This window comes from Plantibacter sp. (assembly GCF_059073635.1).
In genome coordinates this window covers 993,233-1,012,326 of sequence record NZ_JCACOF010000010.1, presented here as the reverse complement: position 1 = coordinate 1,012,326, position 19,094 = coordinate 993,233, and the positions used below count along the sequence as shown (strand labels likewise).

17 protein-coding genes, 3 pseudogenes and 1 riboswitch are annotated in these 19,094 nt (G+C 71.3%); of the genes and pseudogenes, 12 read left to right on the top strand and 8 right to left on the bottom strand.

The genetic code is table 11. The features are described from left to right. Nucleotides 1-10: 10 nt before the first annotated feature. Both AC5JOC_RS16970 and AC5JOC_RS16965 read left to right on the top strand, forming a co-directional pair. Complete coding sequence (locus AC5JOC_RS16970) at nt 11-1,288, top strand: CDP-alcohol phosphatidyltransferase family protein (RefSeq protein WP_494246863.1); 1,278 nt, start codon at nt 11-13, stop codon at nt 1,286-1,288. An 80-nt stretch (nt 1,289-1,368) separates the two neighbouring features. Continuing rightward, entirely contained in the window at nt 1,369-2,052 is a 684-nt protein-coding gene (locus AC5JOC_RS16965; RefSeq protein ID WP_079706612.1) for an HAD family hydrolase, read from the top strand. Nucleotides 2,053-2,062: 10 nt separating this feature from the next. Here the strand turns inward: AC5JOC_RS16965 and AC5JOC_RS16960 are convergent, their stop codons facing one another. Beyond that, complete coding sequence (locus tag AC5JOC_RS16960; RefSeq protein ID WP_494246862.1) at nt 2,063-2,584, bottom strand: DUF1622 domain-containing protein; 522 nt, start codon at nt 2,582-2,584, stop codon at nt 2,063-2,065. A gap of 60 nt (nt 2,585-2,644) precedes the next feature. Further along, a riboswitch (TPP riboswitch) is annotated at nt 2,645-2,745 on the top strand. Here AC5JOC_RS16960 and thiM point away from each other — a divergent pair. From thiM to ppnP, 5 genes and pseudogenes are all read left to right on the top strand, one after another. After that, the gene (gene thiM / locus AC5JOC_RS16955) at nt 2,737-3,588 is read left to right on the top strand and encodes a hydroxyethylthiazole kinase (protein ID WP_494246861.1); all 852 of its coding nucleotides are present in this window, start codon (nt 2,737-2,739) and stop codon (nt 3,586-3,588) included. Its footprint overlaps the riboswitch before it by 9 nt. Continuing rightward, the gene (gene thiE, locus AC5JOC_RS16950) at nt 3,585-4,295 is read left to right on the top strand and encodes a thiamine phosphate synthase (RefSeq protein WP_494246860.1); all 711 of its coding nucleotides are present in this window, start codon (nt 3,585-3,587) and stop codon (nt 4,293-4,295) included. The genes thiM and thiE overlap by 4 nt, the downstream gene beginning before the upstream one ends. 48 nt (nt 4,296-4,343) lie before the next feature. Further along, a pseudogene (locus AC5JOC_RS16945) lies at nt 4,344-4,886 on the top strand (bifunctional hydroxymethylpyrimidine kinase/phosphomethylpyrimidine kinase); the annotation flags it as partial. A gap of 160 nt (nt 4,887-5,046) precedes the next feature. Beyond that, nucleotides 5,047-5,862: a thiaminase II/PqqC family protein gene (locus AC5JOC_RS16940; protein WP_494246859.1), complete on the top strand. Its 816-nt coding sequence runs from the start codon at nt 5,047-5,049 to the stop codon at nt 5,860-5,862. A gap of 47 nt (nt 5,863-5,909) precedes the next feature. Then, nucleotides 5,910-6,206 (top strand): pyrimidine/purine nucleoside phosphorylase, encoded by a 297-nt coding sequence (gene ppnP, locus AC5JOC_RS16935; protein WP_191941833.1) that lies wholly within the window; start codon nt 5,910-5,912, stop codon nt 6,204-6,206. A gap of 105 nt (nt 6,207-6,311) precedes the next feature. On the opposite strand, the gene AC5JOC_RS16930 is transcribed toward ppnP, so the two are convergent. Genes AC5JOC_RS16930 through AC5JOC_RS16920 form a run of 3 tightly spaced genes read right to left on the bottom strand, consistent with a single transcriptional unit; the run spans nt 6,312 to nt 8,617 of the window. After that, nucleotides 6,312-6,713: a hypothetical protein gene (locus tag AC5JOC_RS16930; protein WP_064296142.1), complete on the bottom strand. Its 402-nt coding sequence runs from the start codon at nt 6,711-6,713 to the stop codon at nt 6,312-6,314. 51 nt (nt 6,714-6,764) lie between these two features. Continuing rightward, the gene (locus AC5JOC_RS16925; protein WP_494246858.1) at nt 6,765-7,469 is read right to left on the bottom strand and encodes an ABC transporter ATP-binding protein; all 705 of its coding nucleotides are present in this window, start codon (nt 7,467-7,469) and stop codon (nt 6,765-6,767) included. Then, nucleotides 7,466-8,617, bottom strand: coding sequence for an FtsX-like permease family protein (locus AC5JOC_RS16920; RefSeq protein WP_494246857.1), 1,152 nt, complete (start codon nt 8,615-8,617; stop codon nt 7,466-7,468). The genes AC5JOC_RS16925 and AC5JOC_RS16920 overlap by 4 nt, the downstream gene beginning before the upstream one ends. A gap of 672 nt (nt 8,618-9,289) precedes the next feature. Here AC5JOC_RS16920 and AC5JOC_RS16915 point away from each other — a divergent pair. Continuing rightward, the gene (locus tag AC5JOC_RS16915; protein ID WP_494246856.1) at nt 9,290-10,060 is read left to right on the top strand and encodes a sensor histidine kinase; all 771 of its coding nucleotides are present in this window, start codon (nt 9,290-9,292) and stop codon (nt 10,058-10,060) included. Then, on the top strand, nt 10,053-10,709 hold the full coding sequence (locus AC5JOC_RS16910; RefSeq protein ID WP_159875769.1) for a response regulator transcription factor: 657 nt from the start codon (nt 10,053-10,055) through the stop codon (nt 10,707-10,709). The genes AC5JOC_RS16915 and AC5JOC_RS16910 overlap by 8 nt, the downstream gene beginning before the upstream one ends. A 96-nt stretch (nt 10,710-10,805) precedes the next feature. On the opposite strand, the gene AC5JOC_RS16905 is transcribed toward AC5JOC_RS16910, so the two are convergent. The 4 genes and pseudogenes from AC5JOC_RS16905 to AC5JOC_RS16890 all read right to left on the bottom strand — a co-directional run bounded on the left by AC5JOC_RS16905 (nt 10,806) and on the right by AC5JOC_RS16890 (nt 15,017). Then, nucleotides 10,806-12,176, bottom strand: a complete 1,371-nt coding sequence (locus tag AC5JOC_RS16905; RefSeq protein ID WP_494246855.1) for a cryptochrome/photolyase family protein — start codon at nt 12,174-12,176, stop codon at nt 10,806-10,808. A 259-nt stretch (nt 12,177-12,435) separates the two neighbouring features. Beyond that, nucleotides 12,436-12,996 (bottom strand): methylated-DNA--[protein]-cysteine S-methyltransferase, encoded by a 561-nt coding sequence (locus AC5JOC_RS16900; protein WP_494246854.1) that lies wholly within the window; start codon nt 12,994-12,996, stop codon nt 12,436-12,438. Continuing rightward, nucleotides 12,993-14,478: pseudogene (locus AC5JOC_RS16895) on the bottom strand (AlkA N-terminal domain-containing protein). Before AC5JOC_RS16895 ends, AC5JOC_RS16900 begins: the two are co-directional and overlap by 4 nt. Before the next feature lie 107 nt (nt 14,479-14,585). Then, nucleotides 14,586-15,017, bottom strand: coding sequence for a MarR family winged helix-turn-helix transcriptional regulator (locus tag AC5JOC_RS16890; protein ID WP_085513978.1), 432 nt, complete (start codon nt 15,015-15,017; stop codon nt 14,586-14,588). 399 nt (nt 15,018-15,416) lie between these two features. Here AC5JOC_RS16890 and AC5JOC_RS16885 point away from each other — a divergent pair, with 399 nt between their 5' ends. The 3 genes and pseudogenes from AC5JOC_RS16885 to AC5JOC_RS16875 all read left to right on the top strand — a co-directional run bounded on the left by AC5JOC_RS16885 (nt 15,417) and on the right by AC5JOC_RS16875 (nt 19,086). After that, a complete protein-coding gene (locus AC5JOC_RS16885) occupies nt 15,417-15,659 on the top strand; it encodes a hypothetical protein (protein WP_494246853.1) in 243 nt (80 codons plus the stop codon). A 43-nt stretch (nt 15,660-15,702) separates the two neighbouring features. Further along, nucleotides 15,703-15,951, top strand: a pseudogene (locus AC5JOC_RS16880) (hypothetical protein); the annotation flags it as partial. A gap of 93 nt (nt 15,952-16,044) precedes the next feature. Next, entirely contained in the window at nt 16,045-19,086 is a 3,042-nt protein-coding gene (locus tag AC5JOC_RS16875) for an SdrD B-like domain-containing protein (protein ID WP_494246905.1), read from the top strand. Nucleotides 19,087-19,094: the final 8 nt, after the last annotated feature.

Genomic DNA, 19,094 nt, shown 5'->3' with positions numbered 1-19,094 from the left:
ACGGGGATCCGTGGACATCATCGGGTGGGTGAACGACGCCGCGACGGCGCTGCCCGATCCGCTGATCTGGCTCCTCGGGCTCCTGTTCGCGACCGCCGAATCCGGCCTGTGGCTCGGCCTCGTCGTCCCCGGTGAACCGGTGGTGCTCCTCCTCGCGGCCATGCTCGACTCCGCCCCCGGTGCCCTCGTGCTGTTCCTCGCGGTCGCCCTCGGCGGGTCGCTCGGGGACCAGCTCGGCTACCTCGTCGGTCGTCGTTCCGGTGGTCGCCTCCGTGACTCGGCCATCGTCCGGCGTCTCGGCGTCCACGGCTGGGACCGCGCGGTCGAGGCGCTCGAGCGGCGCGGGGCCCAGGCCGTCTTCCTCACGAGGCTCGTCCCCGTGCTCCGATGCCTGACACCGACCGCCGCCGGGGTCGCCCGCGTGCCCTACCGGTCGTTCCTCGCGGCATCGCTGCTGGGCTCCCTCCTCTGGTCCGCCGTCTACGTCGGGGTCGGCTCCCTCGTCCGCGCCACGCTCGACACGGTCCGCCAGTACCTCGGCGCCACCGGCTGGGTGCTGCTGTTCGCGCTCGTCGTGGTGGTCACGGTGGTCGCGATCGCCCGATTCCGCCGCGGTGCCGCGATCCCCGGCGACGAGGCGATGATCCCGGTGACCCTGCACGAGAAGACGCCGCTCGCGCGCCTCCGGACGCAGCTGTTCTCCGACGACGACTGGAAGAACCTGCCGAACGCGATCACGGCGGGACGTATCGTCCTGCTCCCGGTGTTCGCCGCCCTCGTGATCACCGGCTCCTACTGGGCTGCGCTCGTCGTCGGTGCGGTGGTGTTCCTGAGCGACGTCGCCGACGGACAGATCGCGCGCCGCATGGGCACGGTCTCAGCGCTCGGCACCTGGCTCGACGGGGTCGCCGACCGCCTGACCGTGGTCGTGGTCGCCGCATCGTTCGCCATCGCGCAGATCATCCCGTGGCAGGTGTTCGTGGTCATGATCGTCCCCGACCTCCTGCTCGCGTTCGTCGCCGTCGTCGCGTTCCGCGGGACGCCGGAGGTGCCGGTGAGCATCGCCGGCAAGATCCGGACGGTGTTCCTCTTCGTCGGCTTCTTCGCGCTGCTCATCGGCCTCGCGCTCGGCGGCGGGGATCCTGCGTCGGCGCTCTACCGGGTCTTCGGCGGGGTCGGCTTCGTCGCGATCCTCCTCGGACTCCTCGGCCACTTCGTCGCGGCGACCCAGTATGCGCGACGCATGGTCGTCACCTGGCAGCGACAGGGCGTCCGCGCGGCCCGCTGACCATGACGCCGACCGTCGTCGGAGGTCGCCGCCGGATGGCACACGGCCACGGCGCAGGCGGTGTCGTTTAGGCTCGGAGCATGCCAGTCGACTATCCGGACCTCGTCATCTTCGACTGCGACGGGACGCTCGTCGACACGGAACGCATCTCCGTCCGGGTGAACCTCCAGCTGCTCAACGAGGTCGGCGGCGACTACACCGAGGCCGAGGTGCGGGAGCTCTTCGTCGGCGCCTCGCTCGAGACCTACGCGACGCTCGTCGAGCAGCGGCTCGGGAAGCCGCTCGAGGCCGACTGGATCCAGCGCTGGAGCGACATGTTCCGCGGCATCTGCGAACGTGAGCTCGAGGCGGTCGACGGGGTCGTCGACGCGCTCGACGGCATCGCTGCGACCGGGGTGCCGCTGTGCGTCGCCTCGAACGGGATGCTGCACGACGTCGTCCGCAACCTCGGGCAGGTGGGCATCCACGACCGCTTCGACGGGCGCATCTTCAGCGCGACCGACGTCGCCGTCGGCAAGCCCGCACCCGACCTCTTCCTGCATGCCGCCGCCGACTTCGACACGGCCCCCGAGCGGTGCGCGGTCATCGAGGACAGCGTCGTCGGCGTCCTGGCTGCCCGCGCGGCCGGCATGACGGTCTACGCCTACGCCGGCGGCATGACGCCCGCCGAGCGCCTCATCGGCGACGGCACCCACGTCTTCGACGACATGCGCCTGCTGCCCGACCTCATCCGCGACACCTGGGCGACCTCCGCGGCACGCTAGCCGCACCGCACTAGCTGCGACTGCGGAGCTCGGGGAAGCCGTCCTCATCGTCGGGGACGGCCTGCGCCGCGACCGTCGGCGCCGGTGCCGCGTCGGATCGGCTCGACGTCCGGACCGAGGCGTCCTGCTCCTCGGCGCGACGTCGGGTGCGTTCGCCACCGCGCTTGACGGCACGGTCGAACAGCTGTGGGCCGGTCGTCGCCAGGCGCCTCCAGGGGAGGGTGCCCTCGATCTCGATCTGCAGGGAGAAGCTCAGCAGGGTGCGGATGACGACGATGATCGCGAGGACGAGTGCGTCGGTCAGCGAGGGCGTCGACGTGACCGTCTTCACGAGGTCGGCGGCCACGAGGATCTCCAGCCCGAGCAGGATGACCGAGCCGATCGTCTCCCGCAGCATCCGGAAGGCCCGTGCGCCGTCGCGCGTGCTCCACCACAGGCGGGCCGAGAGGGTGACGGCGATCACGAAGCCCACGACCATCGCCCCGACACCGGCGACCTCGAAGACGATGGTGACCAGCTCGAAGAAGTCCATCCCTCCATCATCCTCGCCCGCCCGCTGGACCGGAAGCCGGGCCGACCCGCTAGGGTGGTCGCGAGTGACACGGGGTGCCGATCCCACGACGATCGGCTGAGAACACACCCGTCGAACCTGATCTCGTTAGTCCGAGCGAAGGGATGTCGCGAATGAGCATTCGCACACCGCAGCAGTCTGCCCACCCGTCCACCGACGACTCGTCCGTCGGCGAGTTCGCGAGCGCGTCCGGGGACCTCCTCGACCGCCTGCGCGAGCGCACGCCGCTCGTCCAATCGATCACGAACGCCGTGGTGACGAACTTCACCGCGAACGTCCTGCTCGCCATCGGCGCCGCCCCGGCGATGACCGACATCCCCACCGAGGCCGGACCGTTCGCCCGCATCGCCTCCGGCGTGCTCCTCAACCTCGGGACGCCGCAGGCTGAGCAGCGCGAGGCCATGGTCGAGGCCGCCACCGCCGCGAACGAGGCCGGCACCCCATGGGTGCTCGACCCCGTCGCCGTCGGCTTCCTGCCGGTGCGGACGGCGCTCGCCGCCGAACTCCTCGCCCTCCGGCCGACGATCGTCCGCGGCAACGCCAGCGAGATCATCGCGCTCGCCGGACTGGGCGCCGGCGGTCGCGGGGTCGACAGCACCGACTCGGTCGACAGCGCGATCGAGGCGGCCACCGCGATCGCCCGCACCTCGGGTGCCGTCGTCGCGATCTCCGGCCCGACGGACGTCATCACCGACGGTGAGCGCATCGTCCGCTGCTCGAACGGGCACGCCTGGCTCACCCTCGTGACGGGCGGTGGCTGTGCCCTCGGTGCCGTGCTCGCCGCCTTCGCCTCACTCGACGACGACCGGCTGCTGACGACGGTCGCGGCGACCACCGCGTACACGGTCGCCGCGCAGCTGGCGGCCGCGGAGAGCCGTGGCCCCGGCTCCTTCGCTCCCGCCTTCCTCGACCACCTCCACCTCCTCGACGCCGACACCGTCCGCAGCCTGGCGGTGATCGCGTGAGCGCCTCGACCACCGCGGACCGGGTCCTCGCGGCCCGTTCGCACGCCGAGCTCGTGCGCCGCGGCATCGCCACCTACCTCGTCACGGATGCTTCGGCCAGCGGGGATCGCGGTGTCCTCGACGTCGTGCGCCGGGCCGTCGACGGCGGGGTGACCGCGGTCCAGCTGCGGGAGAAGACCGCGTCGGCGCGAGCGCTGTTCGACCTGACCGTGCGTGCGGCGGAGGTCGTCGCCGGGCGGGCGCTGCTCCTCGTCGACGACCGGGTGGACGTGTTCCTCGCCGCCCGTTCCGCCGGTGCCGTCGTCCACGGCGTCCACGTGGGTCAGAGCGATCTCCCGGTCGACGCCGTGCGTCGCATCGTGGGGCAGGCCGCCGTCGTGGGACTGACGGCGAACACCCCGGCGCACCTCGACGCGGTCGCAGCGCTGCCTCCCGGGACCGTCGACTACCTGGGCGTCGGCGTCATCCGCCCGACGACGACCAAGCCGGACCACCCGGAGCCGCTGGGCGTGGAGGGGTTCGCCGCGATCGCCGCCGCGACCCCGCTCCCGTGCGTCGCGATCGGTGGGGTGTCACTGGAGGACACGGTCGAGCTCCACGCTGCCGGTGCCGCTGGTCTCGCCGTCGTCTCCGCCATCTGCGCCGCCGACGATCCGGCGGCCGCCGCCCGGGCGTTCCGCAGCGCCTGGACCGAGGTCTCGGCATGAGCGCCGTGGAACAGACGACGACGCCGGAGTCGTCGAGCGTCGGACCGGGTGCGCGGTCGACGACCCGTCACGATCCGGGACACACCCCGGGTGCTGAGCATCGCCGGGACCGACCCGACCGGTGGTGCCGGGATCCAGGCCGACCTCAAGAGCATCGCCGCGAACGGCGGATACGGCATGGCGGTCGTCACCGCGCTCGTCGCGCAGAACACCCGGGGCGTCCGATCCGTGCACACCCCGCCCGTCGGGTTCCTCCGCGAGCAGTTGGACGCGGTCGCGGACGACGTGGTGATCGACGCGGTCAAGATCGGGATGCTGGGCGACGTCGCGATCATCGACACCGTGTCGACCTGGCTGCAGGAGACCGTGACCGGACCCGTCGTCCTCGACCCGGTGATGGTGGCGACGAGCGGCGACCGTCTCCTCCACCGCGACGCCGAAGCGGCCATGCGCGCGCTCCTGCCGCACGTCGACCTCGTGACCCCGAACCTGCCGGAGCTCGCCGTCCTCGCGGACGAACCGGTGGCGACGAGCTGGGCCGACGCACTCGCCCAGGCGGAGCGGGTCTCGGCGCAGGCGGGCGTGATCGTGCTCGTGAAGGGCGGGCACCTGACGGGGACGACCGCGTGCCCGGATGCGCTCGTCGACGCCACCGGTGGTCTGGGCGACGACCGATCACTCGTCGAGTTCGACGGTCTTCGAGTCGACACAGCGGAACACCCACGGAACCGGGTGCTCCCTGTCGAGCGCGATGGCCACCCTCGTCGTCCGTTCGGGATCCTGGACCGAGGCCCTCGGCGAGGCGAAGGCGTGGCTCACGTCGAGCCTCCGGCACGGGGATTCGCTCGAGGTCGGCTCGGGCAACGGCCCGATCAGTCACTTCGCCGAGCTGTGGGCGTCGGCCGGGATGACCTCGGGTCGGCAGGACGGCGCCGGCATCCTCACGGGCTGGTGGGAGGACATCGCCGAGCTGCGGGACCGGATCGACCACCTGCCGTTCGTGACGACGCTCGCGGACGGCACCCTCGATCCGGCCCGGTTCGCCTGGTACCTGCAGCAGGACGCGATCTACCTGCGGGCCTACTCGCGGGTCCTCGCGCGAGCGAGTGCACTGGCGCCGACGGCCGAGGAGCAGGTGTTCTGGGCGACCGGCGCGGCGGGCTCCATCGAGGCCGAGATGGAGCTGCACCGCACCTGGCTCAGCACGTATGCCGTCGGCGGTATGGACGTGGAACCGTCGGCGACGACCACGGCGTACCTCGACCACCTGCACGCGGCGACGGTCGACGGCGACTACGGGCGGGTGGTCGCCGCCGTGTTGCCCTGCTACTGGATCTATCAGGATCTCGGTGAACGGCTCGTCGGCGCATCGCACGCGGAGCACCCGTTCGCGGCGTGGCTCGACACGTACGCCGACCCCGCCTTCGCGACGGCGAACGCCCGGGCGATCGAGATCGTCGCCGGGGCGGCGGCTCGTGCGGACGAGGCCGGCCGGGAGACGATGCGACGGGCGTTCCTGGCCTCGGCCGCGCACGAGGAGGCGTTCTTCGCCGAGCCGATACGATGAAGGCCGGATCCGCCGCCGCGGTCCCGGACCACGACGAGAGGCCCCTGATGCTGACGAGCAACGAGTACTTCGACGGCAAGGTGAAGTCGATCGGCTTCACCACGAACGAGCCCGGTGCGGAGTCGGCCAGCGTCGGAGTGATGGAGCCGGGGGAGTACACCTTCACCACGGGCAAGGCCGAGGAGATGTCCGTGATCTCCGGCAAGCTCCGCGTGCTGCTGCCGAACACGAGTGCCTGGCAGGACTTCGGGCCCGACGCGCAGTTCAGTGTCCCGGGGAGCAGCAGCTTCCAGGTCGAGGTCGAGGTCACCACCGCGTACCTCTGCCGCTACCTCAACATCTGAACGTTGGTCACTGAGCTTGTCGAAGTGTCGACAGGCTCAGGGACCGGTCGGGGTGCGCCCGTCGACCGGCTCAGGGACCGGTTCGGTTCGTCCGAGCGTCCCGGCTCAGGACCGGTCGACGACCTCGAGTGTGAGGACGACGGTCGAATCGTCTGAGCTGTTCGTCAGCGTCACCGTCGTGCTCCCGACCTCGAGCGGCTGCAGACCGGGGTTGAACGACGCGCCGCCGCGGGATCCGCCCGGTACGTACTCCGCGATCGACGGATCCTCGATCTCAGCGGACCACACGGTCGGATCGACGGCGACGAGGTCCACCACGTTGTCGAGGCCGACGGTGACGGTGCGGCCGTCCTGATCGACGAGCTGCACGATGACGGGTGCGATCACGCCGGCCTCGCTCGCGGAGCTCTGACCGGAGGGCGAGTCCGCGCCACCGGTGCAGGCACTCGTGCCGAGCACGGCGCCGACGATCGCGATCACGGTCAGCCCACGGGTCGCACGGCGCATGGCGGTCCTCTCTCGACGTGACCTCACCCTACCGCCGGGCGACGGTGGACCTCAGGACCGCAGGGCCAGCGCGTCGGCGGCGGCGCTGAGCCGACCGTCCTCCATGACGAGCACCTGGTCCATGCGGTCGAGGTGGCTCCGATCGTGGGTGACCAGCAGCGTCGCGGCGCCCGAGGTCGCGGTGAGTTCGAGGATGAGCTCGATGATCGCGGACCCGCGCTCGTGGTCGAGTGCACTGGTCGGCTCATCCACGACGAGGGCGTCGGGCTCGTTCATGAGGGCGCGCGCGATGTTGACCCGCTGCCGCTGACCGCCGGAGAGCTGATGCGGCCGCTTGCCGGCCTGGTCGGCGAGCCCGACGGCGGCGAGCAGCATCGCGGCCCGCTCGCGGGTGCGCGTCCGGTCGGCCCGCGACGCGCGGCCGCCGAGCGTCCCGAGGACGCACAGCTGCTCGAGGGCCGTGAGCGACGGCAGCAGGTTGGCCTGCTGGAACACGATGCCGAGCCTCGTGCGGCGGAAGTCGGTGGCCGCACGGCGGTCGAGGGAGGTGACGTCGACCCCGGCCACTTCCACGAGGCCGCTGTCGGGCCGGATGAGGCCGGCCGCGACGGCGAGCACGCTCGACTTCCCGGAGCCCGAGGGCCCGGTGAGCGCGGTCACGGTCCCGGCCGGGACGGTGAGGGTCGCGTGGTCGACGGCGGTGACGCGGTGGTCGCCGTCGGGGAAGGTGAGGGTGACGTCGGTGAGCGAGATCATGCGGTGACTCCGATGGTGACGAGGGTGGGTGCGAGGAAGGATGCGGGGAGGGCGTGCGCGGTCACCGGTTGCCGCCGAGCGCGGTCAACGGGTCGGCCGAGAGGATGGACCGCAGGGCGAACGCCGCGCCGATCAGGCCGAGGGCGATCATGATCACCCCGGGCACGAGCGTCGTCAGTGGGCTGAGCACGAAGGGCAGCGCCGTGCCAGCCGCGGAACCGAGTGCGGCGGTGATGCCGATGCCGAGTCCCGACGCCGAGGACGAGGAGGACGAGCGCCTGGCCGAGTGCATCGAGCGACAGCCGACGGGTCGTCGCGCCCAGTGCTTTGAGGATCGCCACGTCGCCCGCGCGCTGCATGGTCCACACCGTGAAGAAGGCTCCGATGACGAGCGCGGAGATCCCGAACAGCATGGCGACCATGAGGAGGAGCGATCCGATCTCGGAGCGGAACGATCCGATCGCGAGCAGGGACGACAGGACGTCCTTCGACACCGTGCCGGTGGCCTGCTCCGCTCCCGTCACCGCATCGGCGCTCGGGTTCCCGGTGATGGCGAGCGCGGTCGCTCCGTCGCCGGGGGACCCTTGCGCGGCCTGTAGCGACCGCCACTCCGACAGGCTCGTCCAGACGACCGGCGTGTGGCTGTACCACTGGTCGTCGACGACCGATCCGACCTCGAGTTCGCTGCCACCGATCGAGACGGTGTCGCCTCGGGAGACGTGGAGGGCCTCCGCGGCGGTCCGACTCAGGCGGGCGGTCCCGTCGGCGGGCACCTCGGCGGCGCGACCCGGGACGGCGTCACCGCTGATCCCGAACAGTGCCACGGAGGTGCGCGCATCGTCCGTGGTCATCCGCGTCTGGCTGATGCCGAGCTCCTGGACACCGTCCACCCCGGGGACCGCAGCCCACGTGGTGGCCGCGTCCGCGTCGATCGCGGAGTCGGCGAACGTCGCCTGCTCGCCGTCGGCCGGGGCCGCGAGGACGATGCTCGACGCACCCAGCCCGGTGATCGCCGAGATGTTCTGGTTCGCCAGCCCTGCGGTGAGGCCGCTGAGGAATCCGACGAGCAGGGTGATGAGGGCGACGACCGCCCCGATCAGCACGAAGCGACCGGTGGCGAAGCGCATGTCGCGCCAGGCGACGAACATGGGGACTCCTTGTCAGCCGCCCGACGGCGTCTCCGTGGTGCGGCAGGATTCCAGCCTCGCCGCGTCGCCGACGCCGGGCATCGTCGGACGGGACGGTCCTCCGGCGCGGTCAGGTGGAGGCGACGTTCCACCTTTCTGATGATTCGCGAGGACGATCCCCGCCGTACGCTGGGCGGATGAAGCACTCGGCACTCAGCCCCGTGTTCACCGGCCTGCAGCTCGGCCTCCACGGCCTCGTCACCGCACTCATCGTGCTCGTGATCGCGCGATCCGTCTCGGTCGGTGGCCAGGCGGCCCTCGCGGCGATCGTCCTCGCCGTCGTCATGCTGCTCACCTACGCCGCTGGCGCGATCCTCGGCGGTCGGGTCCGCCGTGCGGTGGCCGTCAGCGGCACCACCGATCGCGACGCTGCTCCTGTCGGCGTGCGTCGAGGTCGGGTGTCCGTCCTCGTCTGGCTGGTGCTGCTCAGCGTCGAGTGGGTGGTCCTCGTCCTCCTCAGCCCGGATGCCGCCTACCTGGTCTTCCCGTTGTTCTTCCTCTATCTGCACCTCCTCCCCAGGGCCGTCGCGGTGCCCGCCGTCGTGATCGCCACCATCGCCGCGGTCGTGGCGATCGGTCTGCACAGCCGGCTTCAGCGTCGGGGGAGTCGTCGGCCCGCTCGTCGGTGCGGCCGTGGCCGTCGCGATCGGACTCGGCTACGAGGCGCTGGCCCGGGAGGCGGCCGAGCGGGAGCGACTCATCGCCGAGCTCGTCGCAGCACGCGAGGAGCTCGCCGAGCGGGGTCGGCAGGCGGGCAAGCTGGCGGAGCGCGAGCGCCTCGCCGCCGACCTCCACGACACGGTCGCCCAGGCCCTGTCGAGCATCCAACTGCTCCTGCACGCGGCCGAACGCTCCGCCGTCGAGCAGCCGGGCACGGAGCAGCTGCGTTCGCACATCGGTCTGGCGCGGGAGGCCGCGGCGACGGCCCTCGCCGAGACGCGCAGCCTCATCGACGAGCTGAGCCCGCCGGCGTTGGTCGGCGCGACGATCGCGGACGCGCTCGGTCGGCTCGCCGAGACGACGACCGCCCAGAGCGGCACGCCGGTCTCCACGACGGTCACCGGCGATGCGTTCGTCCTCGGCACGCCGGTGACGACCGCGCTCCTCCGGGCCGCGCAGAGCAGTCTCGCGAACGTCGTCCGGCATGCCGGAGCGAGCCGGGCGGACGTCACCCTCACCTACCTCGACGAGGAGGTCATCCTCGACATCGACGACGACGGGGTGGGGTTCGATGCGGCGAGCGTCGCCGAGCGCACTGCGGGCGGTTCGTTCGGCATGATGTCCATGCGCCGTCGCATCACCGAACTGGGTGGCGAGGTCGAGGTGCGCAGCGCGCCGGGCGCCGGCACGACCATCACCGTGCGGTTCGCGGCACCAGGAGCGGAGGGGGACGTCCATGCGTGACGATGCGACGGATGCCGGGGAGCCGCCGGTCATCCGGGTCGTGGTGGCGGACGACCACCCGATCGTCCGAGCCGGACTCCTCGCGGTGCTCGCGCCGATCGCCGACATCGAGGTGGTCGGGACCGCGTCGACCGCAGCCGAGGCCGTCGCCGCCGCACCCGGCGCCGACCTCGTCCTCATGGACCTGAGCTTCGGCGACGGTCCGACGGGGATCGATGCGACGAGGGAGATCGCGTCGCTGCCGGGCGGTCCGTCGGTCCTCGTGCTGACGAACTACGACTCCGACGCCGACATCCTCGGCGCGATCGAAGCCGGAGCCGCGGGGTATCTGTTGAAGGACGCCGCCCCGGAGGACCTCATCGACGGCATCCGCTCGGCGGCCGGCGGGAACTCGGTGCTCGGGCCGGCCGTGGCGACCCGGCTGGTCGCTCGGGTGAGCGCACCGCAACAGGCGCTGAGCGCGCGCGAGATCGAGGTGCTCGCGCGGGCGGCCGAGGGGCTCACCAACCTGGAGATCGCCGGGCGACTGCACGTCGGGGAGACGACGGTGAAGTCGCACCTCGCCCACATCTACACGAAGCTCGACGTGTCGAACCGCTCGGCGGCGATCGCCGCGGCCCAGCGTGCCGGTCTCTTCCGCACCCGGTGAGCGCCCTTCGACAGGCTCAGGGACCGGTTCACCCGGTCACTGAGCCCCACCCCGGTCACTGAGCCTGTCGAAGTGTCGAAGAACGACGGCCCGGAGCTACGCCCCCTTGACCTGCTCGTACGCCGCGAGCGCAGCCTGTCTCGTCTCGCCGAGGTCGACGATCGGCTCGGGGTAGTCGGGCGTGCCGAACTCGGGCACCCACCGCTTGATGTACGCGTCGTCGGCGTCGAAGCGTTCGCGCTGCCGTTCCGGGTTGAAGATCCGGAAGTAGGGCGAGGCGTCGAAGCCGCTGCCGGCCACCCACTGCCAGTTGAAGGGGTTGGACGCCGGGTCGGCGTCGACGAGCGTGTCCCAGAACCAGTCCTCGCCGAGCTTCCAGTGGATGAGCAGGTTCTTGGTGAGGAAGGATGCCGTCACCATCCGGATCCGGTTGTGCATGGTGCCCGTCGCCCAGAGCTCCCGCATGCCGGCGTCGACGAGCGGGATCCCGGTCCTCCCGGCGGTCCAGGCGTCGAAGGCGTCCTGGTCGACGTCCGGCCAGGGGAACCGGTCGAAGGCCTGACGCCAGTTGCGCGTCGCGAGGTCGGGGAAGGCGAAGAGGCAATGGTAGGCGAAGTCGCGCCAGCCGAGTTCTTTGAGGAAGGTGGCGCCGTCGTCGCCGAGATGCCGGCGGCCGTCGCGGGCGGCGTGCCAGATCTGCGGCGAGCTGATCTCGCCGAACCGGAGGTGCGGGGAGAGCCCGGAGGTCGACGGCTGGGCCGGGAAGTCTCGGTCCTCCGCGTAGCCCGTGACGCCGTCGTCGAGGAACTCGGCGAGCCGCGCGTCGGCGCCGGCCTCACCGGGCGTCCACTGCTCCCGGAGTCCGGCCGCCCAGTCCGGCTTCGTCGGGAGCAGGTTCCAGGAGCCGAGCTCGTCGCCCGAGGGCGGTTCGGCCATGGCGGTCAGTGCGGTCGGCGCGGGGAGGGGGTGTCTCGGCGGGTTCGCCGCGTGCCGCTGCAGCGAGGCCTTCCAGAACGGGGTGAACACCGAATACGGCTGCCCCTGTCCGGTGACGATCTCCCACGGCTCAGCGAGGAGGTTCGCGGCGAAGCTGCGAGCGTCGAGCCCGGCCTCCTTCAGCTCCGACTTGATCCCGGCGTCGATCTCGCGCTCGGCCGCGCCGTAGCGACGGTTCCACAGGACGGCGCCGGCGCCGATCGAGTGGGCGAGTTCGGGCACGATGGTCGCCGCGCTCCCGGACCGCAGGAGGAGCGTGCCGCCGAGACCGCGGATGTCGTCGCCGAGCGCCTCGAGGCTGTGGTGCAACCACCAGCGGGACGCGCCGCCGAGCGGTCGCAGCGCTTCGCTGTCGTCGAGGACGAACAGGCAGAGGATCGGCGCGTCGAGCTCGACCGCTGCGTGCAGCGCGGGGTTGTCGGCCAGGCGGAGGTCGTCGCGGAACCATACGATCGTCGGGGCAGCAGCCATCCCGTCAGCCTACGCGGACGATCCGTCTGCTCCGCAGGGTTGACCGGACCCGCCCGTTCCGGTCATCGTGCCGTCCCGGTCACTGAGCCATCCTCCGGTCACCGTGCCATCCTCCGGTCACTGAGCCATCCTCCGGTCACTGAGCCATCCTTCCGGTCACTGAGCTTGTCGAAGTGCCCACGGGGAGGCGCCGCCCTTCGACAGGCTCAGGGTCCGTGGATGGGTGCTCAGGGACCGTGTTCCCCGTTCCCGTGCCCACTCAGCTCAGCGCGGCCTCGCGGTCGAGCAACGACCGCTTGACGTCGAGTCCCCACGCGAACCCGCCGAGCGTCCCGTCGGTCCGGAGGACACGGTGGCACGGGACGAACAGGGCGGGCGCGTTCGTCGCGCAGGCGCTCGCCGCAGCGCGGACCGCCGACGGCCGACCGCTCGCCGCGGCGAACTCCGTGTACGTCACCGGGTGTCCTGCGGCGATCGTCCGCAGCACCGTCCAGGCGTGCGTGCGGAACGGGCCACCGAACTGGGCGACCGGTACGAGGTCGATCGCCGCCAGGTCGCCGTCGTAGTACGCCCGGACGGCGTCCATCGCCGCGATCGTCCCCGCCACCGTCTCGCGGGGGCGGTCGGCTGGCCGGATCCGTTCGAGCATGACGCCGATGTCGTCGGACCACCCTGAGGAGAGCACCGCTCCGTCCTCCCGCGCGAGGATCGTGAAGGGGCCGTCCGGGGTGTCGACGGTCTGGCTGGTCGCGGTGAGCTGCGCGCCGGACGCCCGGCCGTCACCGCGGCGGGCGCTCGTGCTGGAGATGATGGTGGTCATGCTGCTGGACCTTTCTCGAGGGCTGAGGGTGCGGCGGACGGCGCCGGTGTGGAGGCCGCCTTCCACAGGTGGAGGCAGAGGTAGGAGCGCCACGGGGCGAAGGCGTCCGCTTCCGCAGTGAGGGTGCGGGCGTCGGACGGCAAGCCGAGTCGGCCCGCACCCGTGCGGACGGCGACGTCGCCGGGCAGGAAGGCGTCGGGGTTGCCGAGCACCCGCATGCTGACGTAGTCGGCCGTCCAGGGGCCGATCCCCTTCATGGCGAGCAGGCGCGTCCGGAGCTCGTCGCGGTCGTCGCCGAAGCCGATCGTGAGTTCACCGGACACGAGTGCCCGCGCGACGCCGAGCAGGCTGTCGATCCGCGCTCGGGGCCCGACGAGGGCGGCCTCCCCGCCGTTCGCGATCTGCGTCGCCGTCGGGAAGAGCCGGTGCAGTCCGTGTCGTTCGGGGACCGTCGTGCTCACCTCGTCCGCGAGACGGCGGAGCTGGGTGCGCGCCGCGGCCACGGTGATCTGCTGGCCGACCATCGCCCGGACCAGCATCTCCTCCGGATCGACCGCCCCGGGGAGTCGGATGCCGGGTGTGGCCGCGACCGAGGCGGCGAGACGCGGGTCCGTCGCGAGGACGGCGTCGGCCGACGTCGGGTCGGCGTCGAGGTCGAAGAGCCGACGGACCCGCGAGACGAGCACCGGCAGGTCGGCGAGGTCCGTCACCTCGGCGGTGAGTCGGAGGTCGTCGCCGAGCTGTCGCACCTCGAACCACGCCGTGCCGCCGGGGAGGGCGAGGAGCCGGGCGTAGTGGTCGGGCCCCGCGAGCTCGACGCCGTCCACCGCCCGTGGCGCGAGCCAGGCGAAGACGCCCGCCGCGTCGAACGGGCGGCGGAACGGCAGGGACAGGGTGATCGAGCCGGAGGCGTGTTCGCCGACCGTCCGGTGTTTCGCGCGCAGCTCACCGGGGGTGAGCTCGAACACCTCCCGCATCGTGTCGTTGAACTGCCGGATGCTCGAGAACCCGGCGGCGAAGGCGATGTCACCGAAGGGGAGGTCGGTGCCGGTCAGCAGCTGTCGAGCACCCTGCGCGCGGTGGGCCCGCGCCAGGGCGAGTGGACCCGCGCCCAGCTCGGCGCTGAGGATCCGCGTCAGATGCCGGCTCGAGTACCCGAGGCGCGAGGCGAGTCCCGGGGACGCCCTCCCGTTCGACGACGCCGTCGGCGATGAGGCGCATGCTGCGCGCGGCGACGTCGTTGCCGAGGTTCCAGGCGGGCGTGCCCGGGACCGCTTCAGGCAGGCACCGCTTGCATGCGCGGAAACCGGCCTCGTGCGCCGCGGCGCTCGTCGCGTAGAAGGTGACGTTCTCCGGCTTCGGGGTCCGAGCCGGGCAGGACGGCCGGCAGTAGATCCCCGTGGAGCTCACGGCCGTGATGAACTGCCCGTCGAAGCGCTGGTCGCGGGCTTGGATCGCGCGGTAGCGTTCGGCGAAGTCCATGCTCCGGGTGTCGTCCATGATCCGAGTCTGACATGCGCCACCGGGTCCGACGAGCGGAAATCGGACACGACAGTGGGGGCCGTGCGCGCCGGATCAGTCGGCGCGGCTCACGCTCCGCGGAGCTTGTCGCTGAGCGCCGCGAGGGTCGCCATCTCCTGTGGGCTGAGCGACGTGGTCACGCGTTCGGCGATCGTCGCACCGTGGGCGATGGCGACCGCGCGGTAGACGTCGTAGCCCGCGTCGGTCATGCGGACGAGGGTGCCGCGGCCGTCGTCCGGGTCGGGGCATTTGCCGACCAGTCCGCGCGCGACGAGTCGATCGACCAGGCGACTGATGCTCGGCTGCGAGAGCAGCACGCTCGAGTTGAGGTCGCGCAGACGGATGCGACGATCGGGCTCCCGCGACATCGTGTGCAGGACGTCGTACTCGTTGAGCGAGATGCCGTGGCTCGGGAAGTCGTGCGAGATGTGGCGCATCACGTCGACCTGCGCGCGGAACAGTGACTCCCACGCGGCGATCGCGAGTCGCCTCTCGTCCATACCCGCTCCCGCTGCCGTCCGACGATCCACCACCTGAATCTATCCTGCACGGCCGTCGAGCGGTGCGTCGAGGTGGGGTGGTTGCGCTCCGTATCGTCTCCGGACATGACGAGAGCCGGTCGCAGAGGCTACGACCGGCTCTCTTTCCCTTGCACCAAGAGTGTCCTGCAATCACATTCCGTCAGCTGCCACAGCAAAACAACTAACGTTCCAAAACCATATAACGGATCGGTAACGAGCGGTAGTTATCAGAACGTTATTTTTACTGGGAGTTGTCCGAGTGCGCTACACCGGCGGAGCGCGAGCGCATGGAGGCCGATGGTGCCACTTCCCCACGTGTGTTTATTATGTTACGCTCTGAAATACCACCCGACCACACGTTACCGAGACGAGACCCCCATGTCCACACCGCACCGGCCCCGACGCCGGATCGTCACCGCCCACGCGGGCGCCATCGTCGCGCTCGCCGCGCTGCTGACCGGCACGGTCGCTTCGCCCGCGACAGCGGCCGGCACCCCGGCAACGGCACCGACGGACCCCGCGCCCGTCGAGGAGCCCACCGACGACAGTCCGGTCGACACCGACGAGCCCTCCTCGGGCAGCGACCCCGACGACACGTCGCCGACGACCCCGCCGACGTGAGCCCACCGCCACCCCCGACGCCGAGGCCCCGAACGCCGACCTCGCGCTGCAGATCGCGCTCGCGGGCGTCGCCACCGGCACCGCCCCGTTCGACGCGGACGACGCCCCCGGCCACGACAGCAGCGCGACGAACGACGTCGTCCGCACGCACGACACGGTCACCTACCGCGTCGAGGTCCAGCTCGACGGAGCCGCAGCCGGCGACCTCGTGACCGTTCGCCAGACCCTCCCCGACGGCCTGCGCTGGCCGATCGTCACCGCGCTCCCCGCCTACTGCGGAGCCGGGTCGACCGTCAGCGACGACCGACGCGTCCTCGATTGCGTCATCGGCGGCGTCCTGCCGAACTCCGTCACCACCTACGACCTCATCGCCACGGCAGACAGCATGCCGAACGGTTCCGTGCTCACCTCCCCGGCGGGAGCACTCAGCGCGGCCGCGAACGACGTGGCCTCCGGCGCCCTCGCCGAGGACGCGACGGAGGTTCCCGCGACGACCGCGAGCAGCGGTCCGCGAGTGAACCTCGGGGTGCGGACGGCAACGATCGTCAGCGCCGTGACCCAGGACGATGTGCCCGGGTTCCGCATCCACTACGACGCCTACCTCGACCTCGCCGGGTACAACGCCGCGGGTGGACTCGGTGCACGCGGGCAGTCGAACGTGGTCGATGACGTCACCTTCGTGATCGACCTCGATGATGTCAGCCCGAACGCCAGACTCTCGAACCAGACGGCTTGTGCGGCGGGCGCCGGTGAAGCGCGCGTCTTCCCGGGCGCCAGAGGCGGCGGCGAGAACGCCGTGACCGACTCCGGCGCCTGGACGTGTCGCGTCGACCCGGACGACCCGCGTCGGATCCACGTGACCATCTCCGGCGCGGACCTCAGCGCCGACCACATCCCCACCAAGACCGCGAACGGCGCAGCCATCCCGCTCCGCGGCTACCTCGCGCTCGGCCGCTTCGGCGTGTTCGTGCCTCGAGACGATGTGCCCGCGAACGGCTCGATCACCACCCGCCTCCTGGTCCGCGACCTCCTGGCGACGGGCCGAGACGCCGATGGACAGCAGATCGCAAACGCGGACGAGCCGCTCGACGACAACCGGACGAGCGCGAGTCTCCTCCGCCGTCCCGACGGAGGCCATGGCACTCGCTACATCGACGACACCAATGCGCTCATCCCGGTCCCCGGGCAGTTCCTGCCGGGCACGGGCGACGGCGTCGTCGTACCCGGACAGCAGTACCGTGCCCTCTCGATGTTCAACAACCGAGGCGGCACGGAGTTCACCGGACAGGTGTTCTGCCAGGCCTTCGACACGAAGACGCAGCATGCAGCCGTCGGACCCGACGGCGTTCCCGCTCGAGGGCACGCCTCGACGCCGCTGATCATCGAGTACGGCACACGATCGACCGTCGACGTGGCCGCTGACGACGCCACCCGGTGGCGTCAGATGACCGACACCACGTGCGGTGACGCCGACGACGACTGGACCACCGACCCCTCGTCGATCGCGGTGGAGGACATCACCAAGATCCGCTATCGCAGCGCGTCCGGCGTCATCCCGATCGGTGCCTCGCTCATGGCATCGCTCACACTCGTGATGAACGACGGTGTCCCCGCCGGCACCTTCCTCGCTGAGAGCTACTCGCTGTACAGCCCGGAGCAATACCCCGACGACGTCGACTACAGCACGTGGTACGCGAAGGACGGCTGGTTCCACAACAAGTACGACGCTGCGAAGGACGACAACGCGAACTACCCTCGCGGCGACCGGCTCATCGCCGCCAACGCCGTGATCGGCATCGGGAAGCGGGCGATCGAACCGGCCGTGGAACCCGGTTCACCGGCCCAGCTGCTCGCGGGTGACCGCGTGCGCTTCGAGGTCACGCCCCAGATCACGAGCGTGCCCGGCCAGGGGAACGCCGCACGTGACGTCGTCGTCGTCGACCGACTGCCCGCCGGGCTCGTCTACGACCCGACGGAGGTGTCGCACGTGCCCGACTCGGTCGAACTCGCCGAGGACGGCACCACCCTCCTCACCTGGAGGCTCGGGCAGGTCGAGCGCGGCGCCGAGCCCGTCATCCGGTACTGGGCGACGTCGGATGCGACGCTCATCGGCGACCTGGTCAACCAGGTGGTCGTCGCGAGCCCGGACGACCCGGGTTCGCTCGAGGAGGTCCCCGAGGACGCCACGACGCAGGACGCGCACCACGGGCGCCAGACCGTGTCGCTCCGTGCGCCCGGTGGGCTCCGCGTGCAGAAGAGCGTCGAACAGCGCGTCATCGAGTCCGGCGACCGGATCGACTACCGCCTCGCCTACGCCAACATGAACGCCACCGGTGCTCAGGAGGACGTCGCCCTGGTGGACGTGCTCCCGTTCGTCGGCGACAACCGTGGATCATCCGCGGCCGGCGTCCTGGCCGACGAGATCGAGGCCGCCGACGGCGACCGGGTGCTCTACACCGCCGCCGACCCGGCCGCAGTGCAGGCCGCGTCCGCCATCGACGGCACGGACACCTCCCGGGAGCTTCCGGACGGGTTCGACTGGTGCACCTCCGACGACTTCGGTGCGGAGGCGTGTCCCGAATCGCTCGCCGACGTCACCGCGTTCCGCGTGGAGGTCGCCGAACTCGACGCCCTCGAACGTCACGAGATCGCCGTCGAGCTCACGACGGACGGCGCGGTGTCCGGTGCGGAGTACCGGAACGACGCCACGGTGCGCTCGGCGTCGCAGACCCTCGGAGCCCGGTCGCCGCTCGTGGCGACGACCGTCGTCTCCACGTCGATCGGCGAGCGCCTCTGGTGGGACCGTGACGGTGACGGACTCGACGACGACGGTGCCGACGGACAGCCCGGCGACGGCGTGGCCGGTGTGCCACTCCGGCTGGACGGCGTCGACAAGCACGGTGCCACCGTCTCCGAGGAGACCGAGACGGACGCCGACGGCCGATACCGCTTCAGCGGGCTCGTGTCGGGTGCGTACACCATCAGTGTCGACCTGCCTGAGGGCGCGGAGATCACCGGCTTCCGCGTCGGTGACGACGGCCTCGTCAACTCGGCGCTCGATCCGCAGTCGTCCACCATGGAGGACATCGTCGTGGTCGACCCGTCGCCGACCGGCGCGGACGCGGTCGACCTCACCTGGAACGGCGGCATCGTCGAGGTGGAGCTGCCCGTGAGCCCGCCGGTGACCGATCCCGAGGAACCGACGGACCCGTCCGTCCCCTCGGAGCCGACGCCGACGCCGTCCGGGACGCCGCAGGCGACCCCGGAACGTCTGTCCGGTACGCAGGGTCCGCTGGCCACGACCGGCGTGCTCTGGCTCGACCAGGCGATGATCGCCGCGATGCTCCTGCTCGTGATCGGCGGGGCGGCACTCCTCGTCGTGCGTGCGCGTCGCGCCCGCAGTGACGCCGAGGAGTCGAGCGGCTGAGTCGAGGA